This window comes from Spiroplasma alleghenense, assembly GCF_003363775.1.
Taxonomy (GTDB): Bacteria; Bacillota_I; Bacilli_A; order Mycoplasmatales; family Mycoplasmataceae; genus Spiroplasma_B; species Spiroplasma_B alleghenense.
This window is the reverse complement of the sequence record NZ_CP031376.1, coordinates 805675-821297: the sequence shown is the minus strand read 5'-3', so window position 1 is coordinate 821297 and position 15623 is coordinate 805675. Positions and strand designations below refer to the sequence as shown.

The following is a 15623-nucleotide window of genomic DNA, read 5'->3' as shown; positions in this document are numbered from 1 at the left end:
AAAAGGAATGGATGATAATTATGAAAAATAAAAAAATACTATTAGTAGATGGAAATTCGCTAATTTTTAGAGCTTATTTTGCCTCTGCCTACACAGGTAATATTTTAAGAACAAAATCAGGTATTCCAACTAATGCGGTTTATTCCTTTGTGAATATGCTTTCAAGTTTACTCAATGAAAATGATTACTATGATGTTGTTGTTGCTTTTGATAAAGGGAAAAAAACTTTTCGCCACGACAAAATGCCTGATTATAAAGCAGGAAGAAGTAAAACCCCAGATGAACTAGTAACACAATTCCCGATTGTTCGCGAGTTTCTTCAATCAGCTAATATTGCTTATTTTGAAATAGAAAATATTGAAGCCGATGATATCATTGGTAGCATTTCTCAAATTCTGTTTAAAGATAATGAAGAATATCTCGTTGAAATCCTGACTAGTGATAAGGATATGTTCCAATTAATTAATTCAAATACAAAAATACTAATTCCCAAAACCGGTGTCAGTGATTTACTGGTTTTTGGGGAGGAAGAATTACTTGAAAAGTGATCAATTAAACCAGAGCAAATCCCAGATTTAAAAGGGATTATGGGAGACCCAAGTGACAATATCAAGGGTGTTAGTGGAATTGGAGAAAAGGGTGCTATTAATTTATTACAGAAATATTTCAGTCTTGAGGAAATATACAATAATATTGATGAAATTACTGGAGCAACCCAAAAAAAATTAATAGATTCCAAAGAAATTGCCTTACTTTCCAAAGAAATTGCTACCATTAAGACTGATGTTGTAATTCAAAACTTTAAATGTGAAAAAATAAATTTAAACATTGATGCGATAATTGAATTTTTGAACAAATATGAAATGTTTTCTCTAGTTAAACGTCTGTCAAACCGAGTGAATAATATTAATCAAGAGGAAAAAATCGAATACCAAGTTTTAAAAAATTGAGATGATAAACTTGAGTGTGAAGAAAATGCTGTAATTATTGAATTACTAGACAATAATTATCATAAGTCAGATGTAATCGGGATTTCGATCAGTAATCAAAATGGTAATTTTGTTCTAAATTTATTCGAACAAGGGGACTTGAATTTATTTAATTGAAATGAAAAAAAAGAAATTGATGAAAAACTTCAAAAATTTTTAAGTGATCCAAAAAAAATAAAGTACTTCTATGATTTAAAATCAGGAACTACTGCACTGAAAAATCTAGGTTATTTAGTTAACTTAGAATCAATCACTTATGACTTAATGCTTGTTGGTTATATTAAGGATAGTTCTTTGAAATCAACTTTCTCAAACTATTTGAGATCCATTTTACCAGAAATTGAAGTGGTCGAGCCAGAAGATGTTTTTGGTAAAGGAGTTAAGAAAACTGCAAATATTGATCCTGAGGTTAAATTTGGTTACTTAGCAAAAAAATCAAATGCCTTACTTAAGTCAAAGCAACCTGCTTATGACTTTTTAAATTCAGAAAATCTAATGAATCTTTATGAAAACATCGATTTGAAATTTGCGAAGTTGTTATTTAAAATGGAGCAAGCCGGTGTTTATGTGAATCGTGAAGAACTAGCATTGCAGACAAATCAAATCAAACTAAAGATTGAGCAATTAGAAAACGAAATAAAAGATTTAGTTTCAGGACATGTAACCGAAGATTTCAATATTGCTTCGCCAAAGCAACTAAAAGAATTATTATACATAAATTTAAAGTTACCAGATTATCACAAAGGAAGCACGGACAAAGAAGCATTAGAAAAGTTAAGTCATTTAAATCCGGTTATTGAAAAAATAATGCAACATCGTAAATTTTCAAAACTTTACTCAACTTATTTAAAAGGATTTGAGAAATACATTTTTTCAGATAACAAAGTACATACAATATATAATCAGACTTTGACAACAACTGGAAGGTTGAGTTCAATTGAACCTAATTTACAAAATATTTCGATTCGTGATGAAGATCAAAAGGCGGTTCGTAAAATATTCTCAAGTGAACCTGGTTGGGAATATCAAAGTTATGATTATTCACAAATTGAATTAAGGGTTTTGGCTCAGATTGCCCCAGAAAAAAATATGTTGGAAATTTTTAGTCAAAAAAGAGATATTCATACCGAAGCTGCAAGACTAATCTATAATATTGGGGCCAACGAAACTGTAAGTTATGAAATGCGACGTACAGCTAAAATATTTAACTTTGGTATTATCTATGGACTAAGTGACTTTGGTTTATCAAATGACTTAAATATCTCAATTCCACAAGCGAAGAAGTTTATTGAAGCTTACTTTAAATCTTTCCCTGATATATTAATATACAAAGAAAAATTAGTTAATCAAGGTAAGGTTAATGGCTATGTAGAGACAATAACTAAACGTCGTCGTTTTATTTATGAACTAATGAGTTCAAATTACCAAGTAAGACAATTTGGGGAGAGAGCAGCTCTAAATGCTCCCATCCAAGGAAGCGCAGCTGATATTTTGAAACTAGCTATGATAAATATTAATGAATGTATTATTAAAAATAATTTAAAAAGCCAAATGATTGCTCAAATTCATGATGAGATAATATTTTACGTTCCAAGCGAAGAATCTGAAATTGTTAAAAAAATTGTTAAAGAAGAAATGCAATCAGCCTTATCAAAACTATTTGAAATAATGAATTTTGATAACAAGGTTTTGGTTGAATTAGAAGTAAGTTCAAGTCAAGGAAATGATTGATTTGAATTAAAATAAAGGAGAATTATGCCAGAATTACCAGAAGTCGAAACAGTTGTTAGAACATTAAGGAAATTAGTGGTGGGTAAAAAGATTACCTCCGCTAAAATTATTTATCCAAATTTGTTAAAACAACCTACAAATATTAATCAGTTTGAAACTGAAATTACCGGACAAACTATAAATTCAATTGAAAGAATTGCTAAACATATTATTTTTCATTTTGATAACAAGGTTTTGATATCACATTTAAGAATGGAAGGTAAGTGATTTTATGAAGAAATTGGTAGTCAAGTAAATATAAAACATCAAGAAGCTGCCTTTATTATTGATGATAAAATGCAATTATCTTACTACGATACTAGAAAATTTGGAACCCTACATTGACAGGATGTGGATAATTTCAGAAACTCAAAACCAATTTCTACTGTTGGACCCGAACCCTTTAGCGAGTTGGTGACACCAAACTATCTATTTAATAGAATTAACAAATCGCGTAAACATATAAAGACAATTCTTTTAGATCAAACTATTATTTCAGGAATTGGCAATATTTATGCTGATGAAATATTGTTTGATGCCAAAATTAACCCCTTAAAAAGCGGAAATGAGCTTAAATTAGACGACTTTGAACAGATAATCACCTCGTCTAGAAAAATCCTTAATAAAGCCGTAGAACTGGGTGGTACAACTATTGACAGTTATCAGTCTGCTCACGGAATTGATGGTAAATTTCAAAATTACTTGAAAGCCCACACAAGAGTGGGATTGCCATGCTTAATTTGTGGTGATACAATCACTAAAATTAAGGTAAATGGAAGAGGTACTTATTACTGTCAAACTTGTCAAGTTTTGGAATAGATTCAATGTTAAAATGTGGAAAACCTCTAGAAACCGTTTGTTTATGGTTTTTTAAAGAGGTTTTTTATTTACAACTTATACCAATAAAATTGTTTTTGTCTAAATCATCAGGACTTATTTTAAAATAATTAAAAGGTTGGTAGCAAAAAAGTCATGGAAAATTATAGTTATAAAATTAATCTTAAAAATAATTCTAGCAATTACGACTTAAAAACACTACAATATTTATATTTACCAATCATTGGAAGTGGTGCTTTTTCTGTGTTTAATTGCCTTGTTAATGAAGCGGGATTGCAAAAAGAATTCAAGAAAAAAGAATTTGACATTTCGCGTTTGGCCAAAATTAGTTCTTTAACCTTGGTAAATCTAAAAAAAGATATTGAAAAACTTTCGGCAATGGGTTTATTAAAGATAATGACTAAAAAAGATAATAGTAAAAAACTATTTAATGTATATGCCCCATTAGAACCAAGCGAATTTTTAAGTGACGAAATTTACTCAAAAGCTCTTTTAAAAAAAATTGGTAAAGAGGAATTTGAAGTTGTAACATATATTTTTCGTGATGATTGTGTTTCATCAGATGAGTATATTGAAGAAAAAGCTACTTTTTCAAAAGTCTTCCAAGAAGATGCTATTAGTTTATTAGATTTAAATCCATCAGTAATGAAATTAAAAAAACGCCATGCTGAGCAAATCCAAAACAAGATTTCAGTAGCAGAAATAATGGATAAATTAAAGGAAAAAAATATAACTATCAATTTAAATACAGTGATTTATAAAAGTACTTTCAAAAAGATTGCAAGTCTATATCAGTTAAATACTGCTCAAGTTTTAGAAGCAATTTTAATTTGCTATGATTATGAAAACGATATTTTAAGTCCTGAGGTTTTATTTGATTTTATTACTGTTAAAAACGTTGAAATGACAGAAAACAATTGTGATTTAGTTGCTGTAAAAAAATGCCGTGAAATGGAAGAAATTGATCCCATTAATTATTTAGAACTTTTAAGAGATGGTAAAACTTTAACCTCTGCTTCAAAAAATATTATCAAAACTTTACAAAATGATTTTAAATTTAATAATGGTATCATAAACTGTTTGTTAGAGTTTTCTTATTACAAAAACTCTCATGAAATTGTTGGTAATTATTTAATAAAAATTGCCCAATCAGTTCAAGATTTAAAAATAACTAAAACCATTGATTTAATGAACTATTTAAAACAAGCTCACAAGGAATCACTAAAAAATAATCAAGCCAAAAAATCAACTTCAAAAACAAAGGTAGTTGAGAAGTTTAAAGATATTGTGGCATCAATTGATTGGGATTCAAATAGCGAACCTGAAGCGTATCAATCTAAACTAATCTGATAGGAGCTGAAAAAATGAAGACATCAGATTTAATTGCTAAAATTAATGAATTTAATTCCTTAAAAGATTTTATGAAAGAGCACAAAATCACTAAATCTGATATGGAGGCAAATCAAGAATTTCTCGAAATTTTCTTGGAAAACTATCAAGAATGTTCACAAGGATATATAGAAGAGTGCCAACAAGTTCCTAAAGGATATCAACCATTTTTGGAATGAAACCATAAAATGTTTTATTCAGGAAGCAGACATTGTTTACACTGAATGAAGACTAATAAAAACTATGAAATTAAGAAGAATTTTGTATACTGTGACTATAATGTTGATGATAATTTTGAAACAATTTCAAGTTATGATAAAAAGCTAAAAGCCGGTGAAGTGGTTGATGAATCTCGAGTAAGGTACGTAAAATTAATTAATACAATCATTAAAAATAACTATAAAAAAGGGGTCTTTTTATCTGGACTACCTGGGGTTGGGAAAACTTTTTTATTACAAATAACTGCTAATCAATTTGCTCAAAAAAATAAGGTAGCTTTTATAACAGTTTCAAATCTTATAAAAACCGTTAAAGATGGTTTTTCAAATAACGAACTGCAAAAAGAAAATCTTTTAAGAAGTTTGATGAGAGTTGACTATTTATTTCTTGATGATATTGGAGGAGAGGTTGTTACAGCTTACTCAAGAGATGAAATCCTATTTACTTTACTAAATTACCGTATGGAAAACAAAAAACCCACCTTCTTTTCAGCTAATTTTAGGTTAAATAAACTAGATGCAATTTATGGGGTTGCAGATATTAATAACAATGATCGTGAAATTATCAAAATGAAGACTAAAAGATTTACCGAAAGAATTAAAGGCTTGGTAATTGAGGATTTAATGATTAACGGAGAAAATAAACGTCATAGTTAATTGGAAAAATTTCTATCAAAAAAATCAAAAACGATAAAAAAAACAAAAAAATATTGACTCATAATTCCCTTTAATAAATCAAATAAGTATAAAATAACTATTGTAGAACAAAAGGGAGATTAGAATGAAAAAAATCGCTATAAACGGATTCGGAAGAATCGGAAGACTTGCTTTCAGAAAATTATGAGAGTCAAAAAATGTTGAAATCGTTGCAATTAACGACTTAACAGATCCAAAAACTTTAGCATACTTATTAGAACATGACTCAGCTCATGGATATTTCCAAAAAGGTAAAGTTTCATTTACAAATGATTCAATTACAGTTGACGGAAAAAGTATTAAAGTTTTAGCTGAAAGAGATGCAGCAGCATTACCTTGAGGAAAAATGGGAATTGACTTAGTTGTTGAAGCAACAGGTTTTTACACAGACAAAGAAAAAGCATCAGCACATATTAAAGCTGGAGCAAAAAAAGTTATGATTTCAGCACCAGCAACTGGTGATTTGAAAACAGTTGTATTTGGTGTAAACCACACTGACTTAACAAAAGATGATGTAATTGCATCAGCAGGTTCATGTACAACAAACTGTTTAGCACCTGTACTACAAATTCTTGATAAAGAATTCGGAGTTGTTAAAGGTTTAATGACTACAGTTCACGCTGTAACTAATGACCAAAAATTATTAGACTTACCTCACAGTGACTTACGTCGTGGGCGTGCAGCATCATGAAATATTATTCCAACAAGTACTGGAGCTGCAGCAGCTATCGGTAAAGTACTACCAACATTGAATGGTAAATTAGATGGATTAGCACTACGTGTTCCAGTAATTACAGGTTCAATCGTTGACTTATCAATTGAGTTGACTAAATCACCAAAAGTTGAAGAAATCAACGCAGCAATTAAAAAAGCAATCGATTCTGACAAAAAAGGATTAGGAATGGCTCTAGAATACAGAGATGATTCAATCGTTTCATCAGATATTATCGGATCAAACTACGGTTCAATTTTTGACGCAACTATGACTAGATTAATTGAAGTTGATGGTAAAAAAATGTACAAAATCTTTTCATGATATGACAATGAAGCTTCATTTACTTCACAATTTGTAAGAGTAATTGAACATGTTGTTTCATTATAATTAAAAGAAAAAAACTAATTTTATTTAGATATTTAAAAAATGACCTTTCGGTCATTTTTTAAATATCTTTTAATATTGGTTATTTAAAAAAAATTCCAGGGAAATTTTTTTAGATAGATTTTTTATTATTTTCAATCAAAGCAGCTATTTTCAATTAAAATATAAATGTTAAGTAAAAGGAGAAAAGAAATGAACAAAAAAACTTTAAACGAAGTTGATGTGACAGGAAAAAAAGTCCTAGTTCGTGTTGACTTCAACGTACCATTAAAAGACGGAGCTATTACAGACGATAATCGTATTCAAGCTGCTTTACCAACAATTAAACATTTGGTTAAAAATAAAGCTAAAATCGTTTTATTATCACACTTAAGCCGAATTAAAACCGAGGAAGATAAGGCTAAAAAATCATTAGCACCAATCGCTATTGCATTAGAAAAAGCAATTGGTCAAAAAGTGGTTTTTGTACCAAATACTCGCGGAGCTGAATTAGAAGCTGCTATTGACGGTCTAAAAGAAGGGGAAATTCTATTATTAGAAAATACTCGTTTTGAAGATGTTAAAAACAATGAAGTTGTGAAAGCGGAAAGTAAAAACGACGCTGACTTAGGTAAATACTGAGCAGGACTTGGAGATATTTTTGTTAACGATGCTTTTGGAACAGCCCACAGAGCACATGCGTCAAACGTAGGAATCTCAAAAAATATAAAAGAATCATGCGTAGGTTTTTTAGTTCAAAAAGAATTAGAAATGCTTGCTCAAGGGGTTGATAAACCTGAGCACCCATTTGTAGCTATTATTGGGGGAGCTAAAGTTTCTGACAAAATCGGTGTTATCGATAACTTGTTAACTAAAGCTGACAAAATTATTATTGGGGGAGGAATGGCTTATACATTCTTCGCTGCTCAAGGGCACAAAATCGGTAAATCTCTTTTAGAGGCTGATAAAATTGATCTTGCAAAAGAATACTTAAAAAAATCAAATGGTAAAATTATTTTACCAATCGATTCAGCTAATGCTGCTGAATTCAAAGATGTAACTCCAACTTTCTCAGGTGTTGATTTACCCGATGATGTAATGGGACTAGACATTGGACCTAAATCAATTGAATTATTCCAAAAAGAATTAGCAGGAGCTAAGACTGTTGCTTGAAATGGACCAATGGGAGTATTTGAAATGGAAAACTTTAAAAAGGGAACAGTTGCTGTTTGTGAAGCAATCGCAAACTTAAAAGGAGCTTTCACTTTAATTGGAGGTGGAGACTCTGCTGCAGCAGCAATCCAATTAGGATTTAAAGAAAAATTCACTCATATCTCAACTGGTGGAGGAGCTTCATTAGAATACATGGAAGGTAAAGTTTTACCCGGTGTTGAAGCTATTCAAAACAAATAATAAAATTAAACAAAAAAATTATCCGCGAGGATAATTTTTTATTTGTTATTTTTACGATTGTAACGATAAACGGCGTTCATGGATCATGATTTTGGAATAAACATCATTAGCTTGTTTAAAAATCTGTTTCTAAAACCAATTATAAAGTAGTTTCTTCTTTTCGCCTTCAAAGCTTTTTTTAAACTAATATTGACAAAATTGGTAACGTCTTTACTTTGGGAAGTGAATTCAGTTTTATTTTCTAATTCATTTCTGCTTCTTTGGGTAAAACCCGTTTTTAATGGTCCTGGACAAATTGTTATAACTCTGCTTTTTGATTTCTTAGTTTTTAATTCATGATTAATTGCTGAACCCAAACTTTGAACATAGGCCTTTGAAGCATAATAGCTTGCAAAACCTGGGCCTGGAAGGAAGGCCACTACGCTTGCGATGTTAATAATGCGACCGATTTCATTTTCTGAAAACCTTTGAGTGAATAATTTTGTCAAAATGTGTAAAGATTTAATATTCAAATCAATCATATTTAACTCTTGTTCTAAATCAGCTTTGTCAAAATCACCTAAAACACCTCGACCAGCATTATTGATTATTAATGAAATTGGCATATTTTTGGTATCCTCAAACAATTTATAACTGTTTTTTGGATCACTTAAATCTAAATTAATTTTCAAGACAATTTGTTGTGTATATTCCTTAGAAAGCTTATCTAAAGAATCTGTATTTCTGGCAACAGCAACAACATTCCAACCTAAATCTAATAATTTTTTGCAATATCCATAACCAATACCTTTGCTAGCTCCAGTAACAATGGCTCATTTTTCTTGATTAATTTGAGCTTTATTTTTTCTCATTTTTAGGTTTGGTCTTTCTTTCGATTACGCTAGTATCAAATAATTCTTTGCGATTAAAGTAAATGTAAACCCCAGCAGAAGTAATTGACAAAACTGTTGCCACATACATCGGAATCATTAATAATTGATTTATTCAACCAAATTCATCAAAAGTTCCGGTCCCGTGAACCGAACCATTAAACATTCTAAAACCAGCAAAGAACAGCAAGCTCATTCCAACCATCTCGACTGCCGCTTTAACGCGTCCAAGCTGATTGGCAGCCATTACAACTTTTTTTGTTGCTAAAATTTGACGAACTACGTCAATTAGAAAATCTCTTCCAATTAATATAACAGCCATTCAAACTGGAATAATTCCAGCACAAGCAAACACAATTAGAACTGTGTTAGTTAGAATTTTATCAGCGATTGAATCAAAAAACTTACCAAAAGTTGTAACTTGATTAAATTTTCTAGCAACATAACCGTCTAAAAAGTCAGTTAAAGCAGCAGTAATAAATAGTATTCCTGCCACTAAGTATGCTATTGGAAGTTTATAATTTTCTCCAATCTCAATAGTCTGATTTCAAGCATCAAATAATGGCGAATTAGGAAATTGATAAATTATCATCATTATTATAATGACTGGAATTAACAATAATCTGACCATTGTGATACGATTAGCTCAATTCATAAATACCTCTTTTCTTAAATAAATATAAAATAATTATATTACATTAATAATGCAATTTAAAAAAATTATATTATTACTTTAGAGGGCAATGTTTTAAGCGGTTGTGCTATTATTTTTGTTAATTTTTTCAATCATTTTAAGACGTTTTTCATATTCATTAACACTTAGATAAAGTTTCTCGTGATTTCAGATTTTTTTTAAAATTGGTAAGAAAAAGTTTATCGCTAATCCGGTTCCAAAAGTAAATATTATCATACCAAATACTAAATAATTTGAGAAGAAAGCTACTTTAACATCTCAAGAATATCCCGGGGCTGATAAGAACATCGTTAGGGCAAATAAGAAAATGATAACATCTCATAGAATTCGACTTTGCAGATAACTTCATTTAGTTAAACCCATAAATTCGGTTGCCACAGAATTATAAGGTCCATTAAAAACTTTTGACCAAACTAGCACAGCTACTCCAAAGCAATATAATAAAAATGCTCCAAAGAAAACTCAAACCATTGCTAAATGGCCAGAAGGGGTATTATTTTGTGAAAGACTAACTAGTCAATCTTGAAAGCCTGAATATTGAAAGTAACCCTGGTGAATTTGTAGGAATAAAGGCCCTACAAACATTAAGATTATATCCCCGATTACTAAAACAATTGCTCTTGAAATAATTTCGCGGTCTTTAGTTTTTCGATATTCTCTTAGACATCTTAAAACAGTAAAAAGAATTACAAATAAAAGTAGTATAAAATAAAATAACATTAAATATAAGTAGTAGTAATTTTCGTTTACAGTTGGGTCAACTTTTCCTATTGTTGTAGAATCTGAACTATGACTTTGAATTGCCCCGGGGATGAACATTGTCAACATCGAAAAAATTGCAAAGTCAACATTTCCTGATCCAACAGTTAACGGTAGATAAATTTTAGTTCCTAAACTTGCTATGAAAAGCCCGCTAAAAGCTAGACTAGTACGAATTAGTAAAAGCTTCCAGTTTATCTTGGTTAAGCTTCATAAATTTTTTACATAAAACATTTTTATTACTCCTTTCGCCCTAATCATATTATTGTTTTCAAATTAGTCAACAATAAACTGGACTTTTTTTTAAATTGTGATTTGATTAACTTGAAAGGTGGTAGAAATGAAAATAGATTTCAATTTATTAGAGGAAACTTATTTTCCCGATAGCAAAAAACTATTAAGCCAACTAATATCGTATCCTTCAGTGATGGATGAAAGTAACAAGAATTTTCCTTATGGGGAAGAAAATAATAAAGTCCTAGACTTTACTTTACAATTTTGTAAAGATATGGGCCTAGAGTGTTACAAAGATGTTGATAAAAATTATGGTTACGCTGATTTTGGTAGGGGAGATAAATTGTTTGTAATTTTCTGCCATTTAGATGTTGTTAGTCCTGGAAACTTAAGTGAGTGAACCTATAATCCTTTTGAACTAAATCAAGTTGGGGATAAACTTTATGGTCGAGGGACCTTTGATGATAAAGGACCAACAGCTAATAATATAATGGCTGTAAAATATTTAAAAGATCATAATTTTGAAGGCCAATATAAAATTCGTTTATTTTTTGGACTAGATGAAGAAAATGAAAACCGTTGTGTTAAAAAATACTTACAAGATTTTGGCCAACCAGATTTGGGATACGTTCCTGATGCTTGCTTTCCTTATGTTTTTGGGGAAAAATCGCTAGCATGAATAAATATCACCGGAGAAGAAAATTTGGAATATCAAATTAAATCGGGAGATACTTATAATATTGTTGATGGTAAAGCTGAATATCAAGGAATTAAAAAAGCTTTGGTAAAAGAAAATTTAAATAAACGTGGAATTGTGAATAAAGATACAAGTGAAAGTTTAGAAATTTATGGTAAGCAAACTCATGCAGGACTGCCTGATTGGGGAATTAGTCCTGTACTATTATTGTGTGAGTCACTGAAAGATATAAAAATCTCAGGTGATATGGTTAGTTTTATAAATCAATATTTACAAAATAATTATGACCTAAAAGCGATTTTTGGTCCAATTGAAGATGATTCAGGGACTTTAACTTTTGGATTATCAATTGTTGAAATTAATAATACCCAACAAAGAATTGCCTTACAATTGGATATTCCCGCAACAATAGATTATGAAAAAGACATTATTGACAAGTTATCTGTGGCATTAAAACCCTTTAATTTAAAAGTTCAAACTCATCATTACAATCAAGGATTTTTATTTGACAAAGAACATTGAATGCTTAAAATTATGCATAAGGCATTTTTAGATATTACCAAAGATTCTCAAACCCCGCCTTGCGCAATTGGGGGAGGAACTTATGCTAAGGAAATTGACAATGCAATTGCTTTTGGAGGAGCTTTAAATCTTAAAAACCTCACACTTCACGGAGTCAACGAGTGGGTTTATGAAGAAGAATTCAAAAAGCAACTATTTATTTACACTCAAGCTTTAAGTGAAATTTGTAGCCATCATTAAAAAAATAATCTTTCAAAGAATCTAAATTCTTGAAAGATTATTTTTAATTAGTTTCAATTTTCAGTTGAAGGGCCTCAACCTACAGGTACCAATGTTAGAAAATTAATATATACTCCGTTACCCTGGTTATTTTTTTCAAATATTTCTGAAATACCATATAGGACTGCAGAAAGTCCGGATGCCACTCCTGATAATATTGGTATACCTCCGGTCGCATCTGAAAATATTCCTGTATTATCTGATGTAATTGATGAACCCCCAGCAATATCTTTTGAAAATTCGTCATTAAAATTTGCAATTCAATATCCAGAGATTCAAGTGTACCAAAATGATATTGCTTTAAATTTTCAAAATTGCATAGATTTACCATTGATATCTTTATCGAACATCTTATTTAAAGAACTATCAAGTATTTTAGTTTCAAAGCTGAAATCTTTAAAATAACTAATAATTTCAGTAATCCCTGTTACCTCTTTATTTTTCATAAGGGCTTCTAGTTTTGAAGTATTAAACAATGTTTTATCTCCTAAGGAATAAAGAGTCTCTTTTAATTCCTCTTTGGATATTGCATTTAATTGGTCGATATTATTTCTAAATATCTCTGCATCAGTTGATCTATTGTCAACTTTTTCTTGAGATAAATTAATATTGGCGACAGGTTGAACTACAAGACCTGAACTTAATAAAATTGGGAGCAATACTTTCATAAGTACCTCTTTTCTAGGCTAATAGATTTTAACTATTATAGCCAATTATTAAATCTTGACTGCAACTTCTTTCTACTAAAAGAATACTACCAAATTATACAAAGTCAAGAAAAAATTAAATTATAAATTAAAAAAGTTTGACTATTTGAAATATGATAATATAATTTATTTACACCAAGATTAGAAGAAAGGTTCAAGAAGAGGTTTTTGTGAAAAATAAGTGTATTCCTAGCGTTATCATATCGCTATTATTATTTACGTTATTAATCTGAACTTTAATTTTTATTACTTGGCCATTTAATGATGATCAAAATGAAACCTCATTCATTTCTCTGGGAGTTACAATTGTAGTTATTTTCTTTTTAGTCGTTCTTTATTTTTTGAGAAATTTTCTAATTTCGGTTCCTAAGTGAATTGAATGACTATACCAAATATTTTTTATAAATGTGGGAAATTTTCGACTTAACCAAAGGTACTTCCTAATTAGTGTTATTGTTGCTTCTGGAATATTATTAACATTGAGCAATATTTTCTGGACTCCAATTTTATTTGCGTCAATCATAAGTGGTATCTTTGCAATTTTAGAAATTCTTTCATTCATACTTTTAGCAAATTTTTTATTTTTCATTTTATATATAATCGCTCTAATTCTGGCAATTATAATTTATGTTAAGGGAATCGGGGATTACTATAATTCAATGCGACATGTTTGTTTATTGATCCCTTTGTTTGGGTGAGTCTATTATTTTACCTTTCAAAAAACCTTTAGAAATGAAGGAAATTTAGAGATAAAACCATTTAAATAAAATGGTTTTTTTTGGTTTTTTTTGGTTTTTTTCTTGTTTTGTTGTTATAATTATTAGGGGTGAAGTAATGATAAAAGCGGAGCGACAGTCATTAATACTTAATTATATTAATGGTAAAGAATTATCAATAGTAGAAGATATGGTTCAAGATTTAAATGTCGCTTTTACCACGATTCGACGGGATTTGCTAGAACTAGAGGAACAAGGCCTAATTATCCGTGTTCATGGGGGAGCGAAGCCATTAAGAGACAAAAACGTGGCCGAAGAGATGTTAGATCAAAAACTAAGTGAAAATATTATTGCTAAAAAACAAATCGCTGCTAAAGCTTTGGATTGCATCAAAAAAGGGGAAACCATATTTTTGGATGCTGGTTCAAATACTTATTATTTATCTCAAATTATTAAACCCGAGTTGGAGCTAAGAATCTTAACCAATTCAATTATTAATGCCCAAGAATTGACTAAAAACGGTAACAACTTTGTTCACATTCTTGGGGGTCGTTTTAAACCTAAAACAGGAGCCATTATTGGATATGAGGCTATTAAGTCAATTCAACAGTATTCATTTGATTTAGCCTTTATTGGTGCCAATGCTGTTGATAATGAGTTTAATCTCTATACAACCGATGATGATGAGGCTCAGGTTAAAGAACAAGCGATCAAGCAATCTCGCTTTGCTTTTGCATTAGCGGATCGTTCTAAATTTAATTCAAAATCATTTATTAAATTTGCAACTAAAAGTCAAGTTACCGTAATAAGCGAGGATTAAGAAATGATATATTCAATTACTTTGAATCCCGCAATCGATCATATAATCGAGTCTGATAACTTTACCATTAAACAAACCAATTATTACCAAAACGAATATCAAGTTGTTGGGGGTAAAGGAATTAATGTGGCGATTATTCTAAATAATCTAGAAAACCAAGTGCAAGCCACTGGGGTGATGGGGGCAGATAACAAGTCAATCTTTTTAGATAAGTTTGATGAAGTTAAAGTGCCCAACCACTTCTTTTTCAATCCGGGAAAAACCCGAACAAATTACAAAATTAAAAATTTAAGTCTTAAAGAAGAAACTGAGTTAAATGGTTTGGGATTTACCACTCAAGCCAAAACTTGAAAAGATTTATTGGATTATTTAAAATCAAAAATTACCAAAGACGATATTATTGTCGCCGCGGGTTCAATTGCCAAAGGGATTCCTAATGATATTTACGCTCAAATTGGGGTTATTGCCAATAATGTAGGAGCTAAGTTTATCTTAGATGCTACAGGAACTGTGATGTTAAAAGCATTAAGTTCAAAACCATTTTTAATAAAACCCAATATTGATGAAATTTGTGGAATTTTAAACTTACCAATCAAGGAATATACTTTTGAAGAAATAAAATCAATGATTTTACAACTACAAAAGCTTGGCGCTCAAAATATTTTATTAAGTATGGGTAGTGATGGTAGTTATTATTTCACTAGCAATCAAGATATTTATCAAACTGGAATTGCCCAAGGAAAATTGGTAAATTCAGTTGGAGCTGGAGACAGTATGTTAGCTGGATTTACTCACGGGGTCAGCCAAAACCTAGATATCCAAGAATGTCTAAAATTGGCAGCAGCTTCAGGAGCGGCCACTGCTTTTAAAGAGTGGCTAGCAACTAAAGCAGAAATTATAAAATTGATTAATGAAATCAAAGTTAAAAAAATCTAA

The 15623-nt window shown here is 30.2% G+C and carries 13 protein-coding genes; 9 read left to right on the top strand and 4 right to left on the bottom strand.

Going from position 1 to position 15623, the window contains the following annotated elements; translation table 4 throughout:
• Nucleotides 1–20: 20 nt before the first annotated feature.
• The 6 genes from polA (at nt 21) to SALLE_RS03675 (ending at nt 8390) form a co-directional block, all read left to right on the top strand.
• Nucleotides 21–2735 carry a DNA polymerase I gene (polA, locus tag SALLE_RS03700; RefSeq protein ID WP_115558726.1) on the top strand — a complete coding sequence of 905 codons (2715 nt, stop codon included), beginning with the start codon at nt 21–23 and terminating at the stop codon, nt 2733–2735.
• Between the two features lie 9 nt (nt 2736–2744).
• On the top strand, nt 2745–3578 hold the full coding sequence (mutM, locus tag SALLE_RS03695; RefSeq protein WP_115558280.1) for a DNA-formamidopyrimidine glycosylase: 834 nt from the start codon (nt 2745–2747) through the stop codon (nt 3576–3578).
• Between the two features lie 153 nt (nt 3579–3731).
• Nucleotides 3732–4949, top strand: coding sequence for a DnaD domain protein (locus tag SALLE_RS03690; RefSeq protein WP_115558279.1), 1218 nt, complete (start codon nt 3732–3734; stop codon nt 4947–4949).
• 11 nt (nt 4950–4960) lie between these two features.
• Nucleotides 4961–5860 carry a DnaA ATPase domain-containing protein gene (locus SALLE_RS03685; protein WP_115558278.1) on the top strand — a complete coding sequence of 300 codons (900 nt, stop codon included), beginning with the start codon at nt 4961–4963 and terminating at the stop codon, nt 5858–5860.
• 124 nt (nt 5861–5984) lie between these two features.
• Nucleotides 5985–7001 (top strand): type I glyceraldehyde-3-phosphate dehydrogenase, encoded by a 1017-nt coding sequence (gene gap / locus SALLE_RS03680; RefSeq protein WP_115558277.1) that lies wholly within the window; start codon nt 5985–5987, stop codon nt 6999–7001.
• 189 nt (nt 7002–7190) lie between these two features.
• The gene (locus SALLE_RS03675) at nt 7191–8390 is read left to right on the top strand and encodes a phosphoglycerate kinase (RefSeq protein WP_115558276.1); all 1200 of its coding nucleotides are present in this window, start codon (nt 7191–7193) and stop codon (nt 8388–8390) included.
• A gap of 38 nt (nt 8391–8428) precedes the next feature.
• Here the strand turns inward: SALLE_RS03675 and SALLE_RS03670 are convergent, their stop codons facing one another.
• The 3 genes from SALLE_RS03670 to SALLE_RS03660 all read right to left on the bottom strand — a co-directional run bounded on the left by SALLE_RS03670 (nt 8429) and on the right by SALLE_RS03660 (nt 10946).
• Nucleotides 8429–9241 (bottom strand): SDR family NAD(P)-dependent oxidoreductase, encoded by an 813-nt coding sequence (locus SALLE_RS03670; RefSeq protein WP_115558275.1) that lies wholly within the window; start codon nt 9239–9241, stop codon nt 8429–8431.
• Nucleotides 9228–9914, bottom strand: a complete 687-nt coding sequence (gene pgsA, locus SALLE_RS03665) for a CDP-diacylglycerol--glycerol-3-phosphate 3-phosphatidyltransferase (RefSeq protein WP_115558274.1) — start codon at nt 9912–9914, stop codon at nt 9228–9230. The genes SALLE_RS03670 and pgsA overlap by 14 nt, the downstream gene beginning before the upstream one ends.
• A 93-nt stretch (nt 9915–10007) precedes the next feature.
• Nucleotides 10008–10946, bottom strand: a complete 939-nt coding sequence (locus tag SALLE_RS03660) for an SPE_1075/MLC_0560 family membrane protein (RefSeq protein WP_115558273.1) — start codon at nt 10944–10946, stop codon at nt 10008–10010.
• 106 nt (nt 10947–11052) lie between these two features.
• Here SALLE_RS03660 and SALLE_RS03655 point away from each other — a divergent pair, with 106 nt between their 5' ends.
• The gene (locus SALLE_RS03655; protein ID WP_115558272.1) at nt 11053–12405 is read left to right on the top strand and encodes a Sapep family Mn(2+)-dependent dipeptidase; all 1353 of its coding nucleotides are present in this window, start codon (nt 11053–11055) and stop codon (nt 12403–12405) included.
• 47 nt (nt 12406–12452) lie between these two features.
• On the opposite strand, the gene SALLE_RS03650 is transcribed toward SALLE_RS03655, so the two are convergent.
• The gene (locus SALLE_RS03650; protein ID WP_115558271.1) at nt 12453–13112 is read right to left on the bottom strand and encodes a hypothetical protein; all 660 of its coding nucleotides are present in this window, start codon (nt 13110–13112) and stop codon (nt 12453–12455) included.
• An 873-nt stretch (nt 13113–13985) separates the two neighbouring features.
• Here SALLE_RS03650 and SALLE_RS03640 point away from each other — a divergent pair.
• Together SALLE_RS03640 and pfkB are read left to right on the top strand one after the other, a co-directional pair.
• Entirely contained in the window at nt 13986–14687 is a 702-nt protein-coding gene (locus SALLE_RS03640; RefSeq protein WP_162807949.1) for a DeoR/GlpR family DNA-binding transcription regulator, read from the top strand.
• A 3-nt stretch (nt 14688–14690) separates the two neighbouring features.
• Nucleotides 14691–15623 carry a 1-phosphofructokinase gene (gene pfkB / locus SALLE_RS03635; RefSeq protein WP_115558268.1) on the top strand — a complete coding sequence of 311 codons (933 nt, stop codon included), beginning with the start codon at nt 14691–14693 and terminating at the stop codon, nt 15621–15623.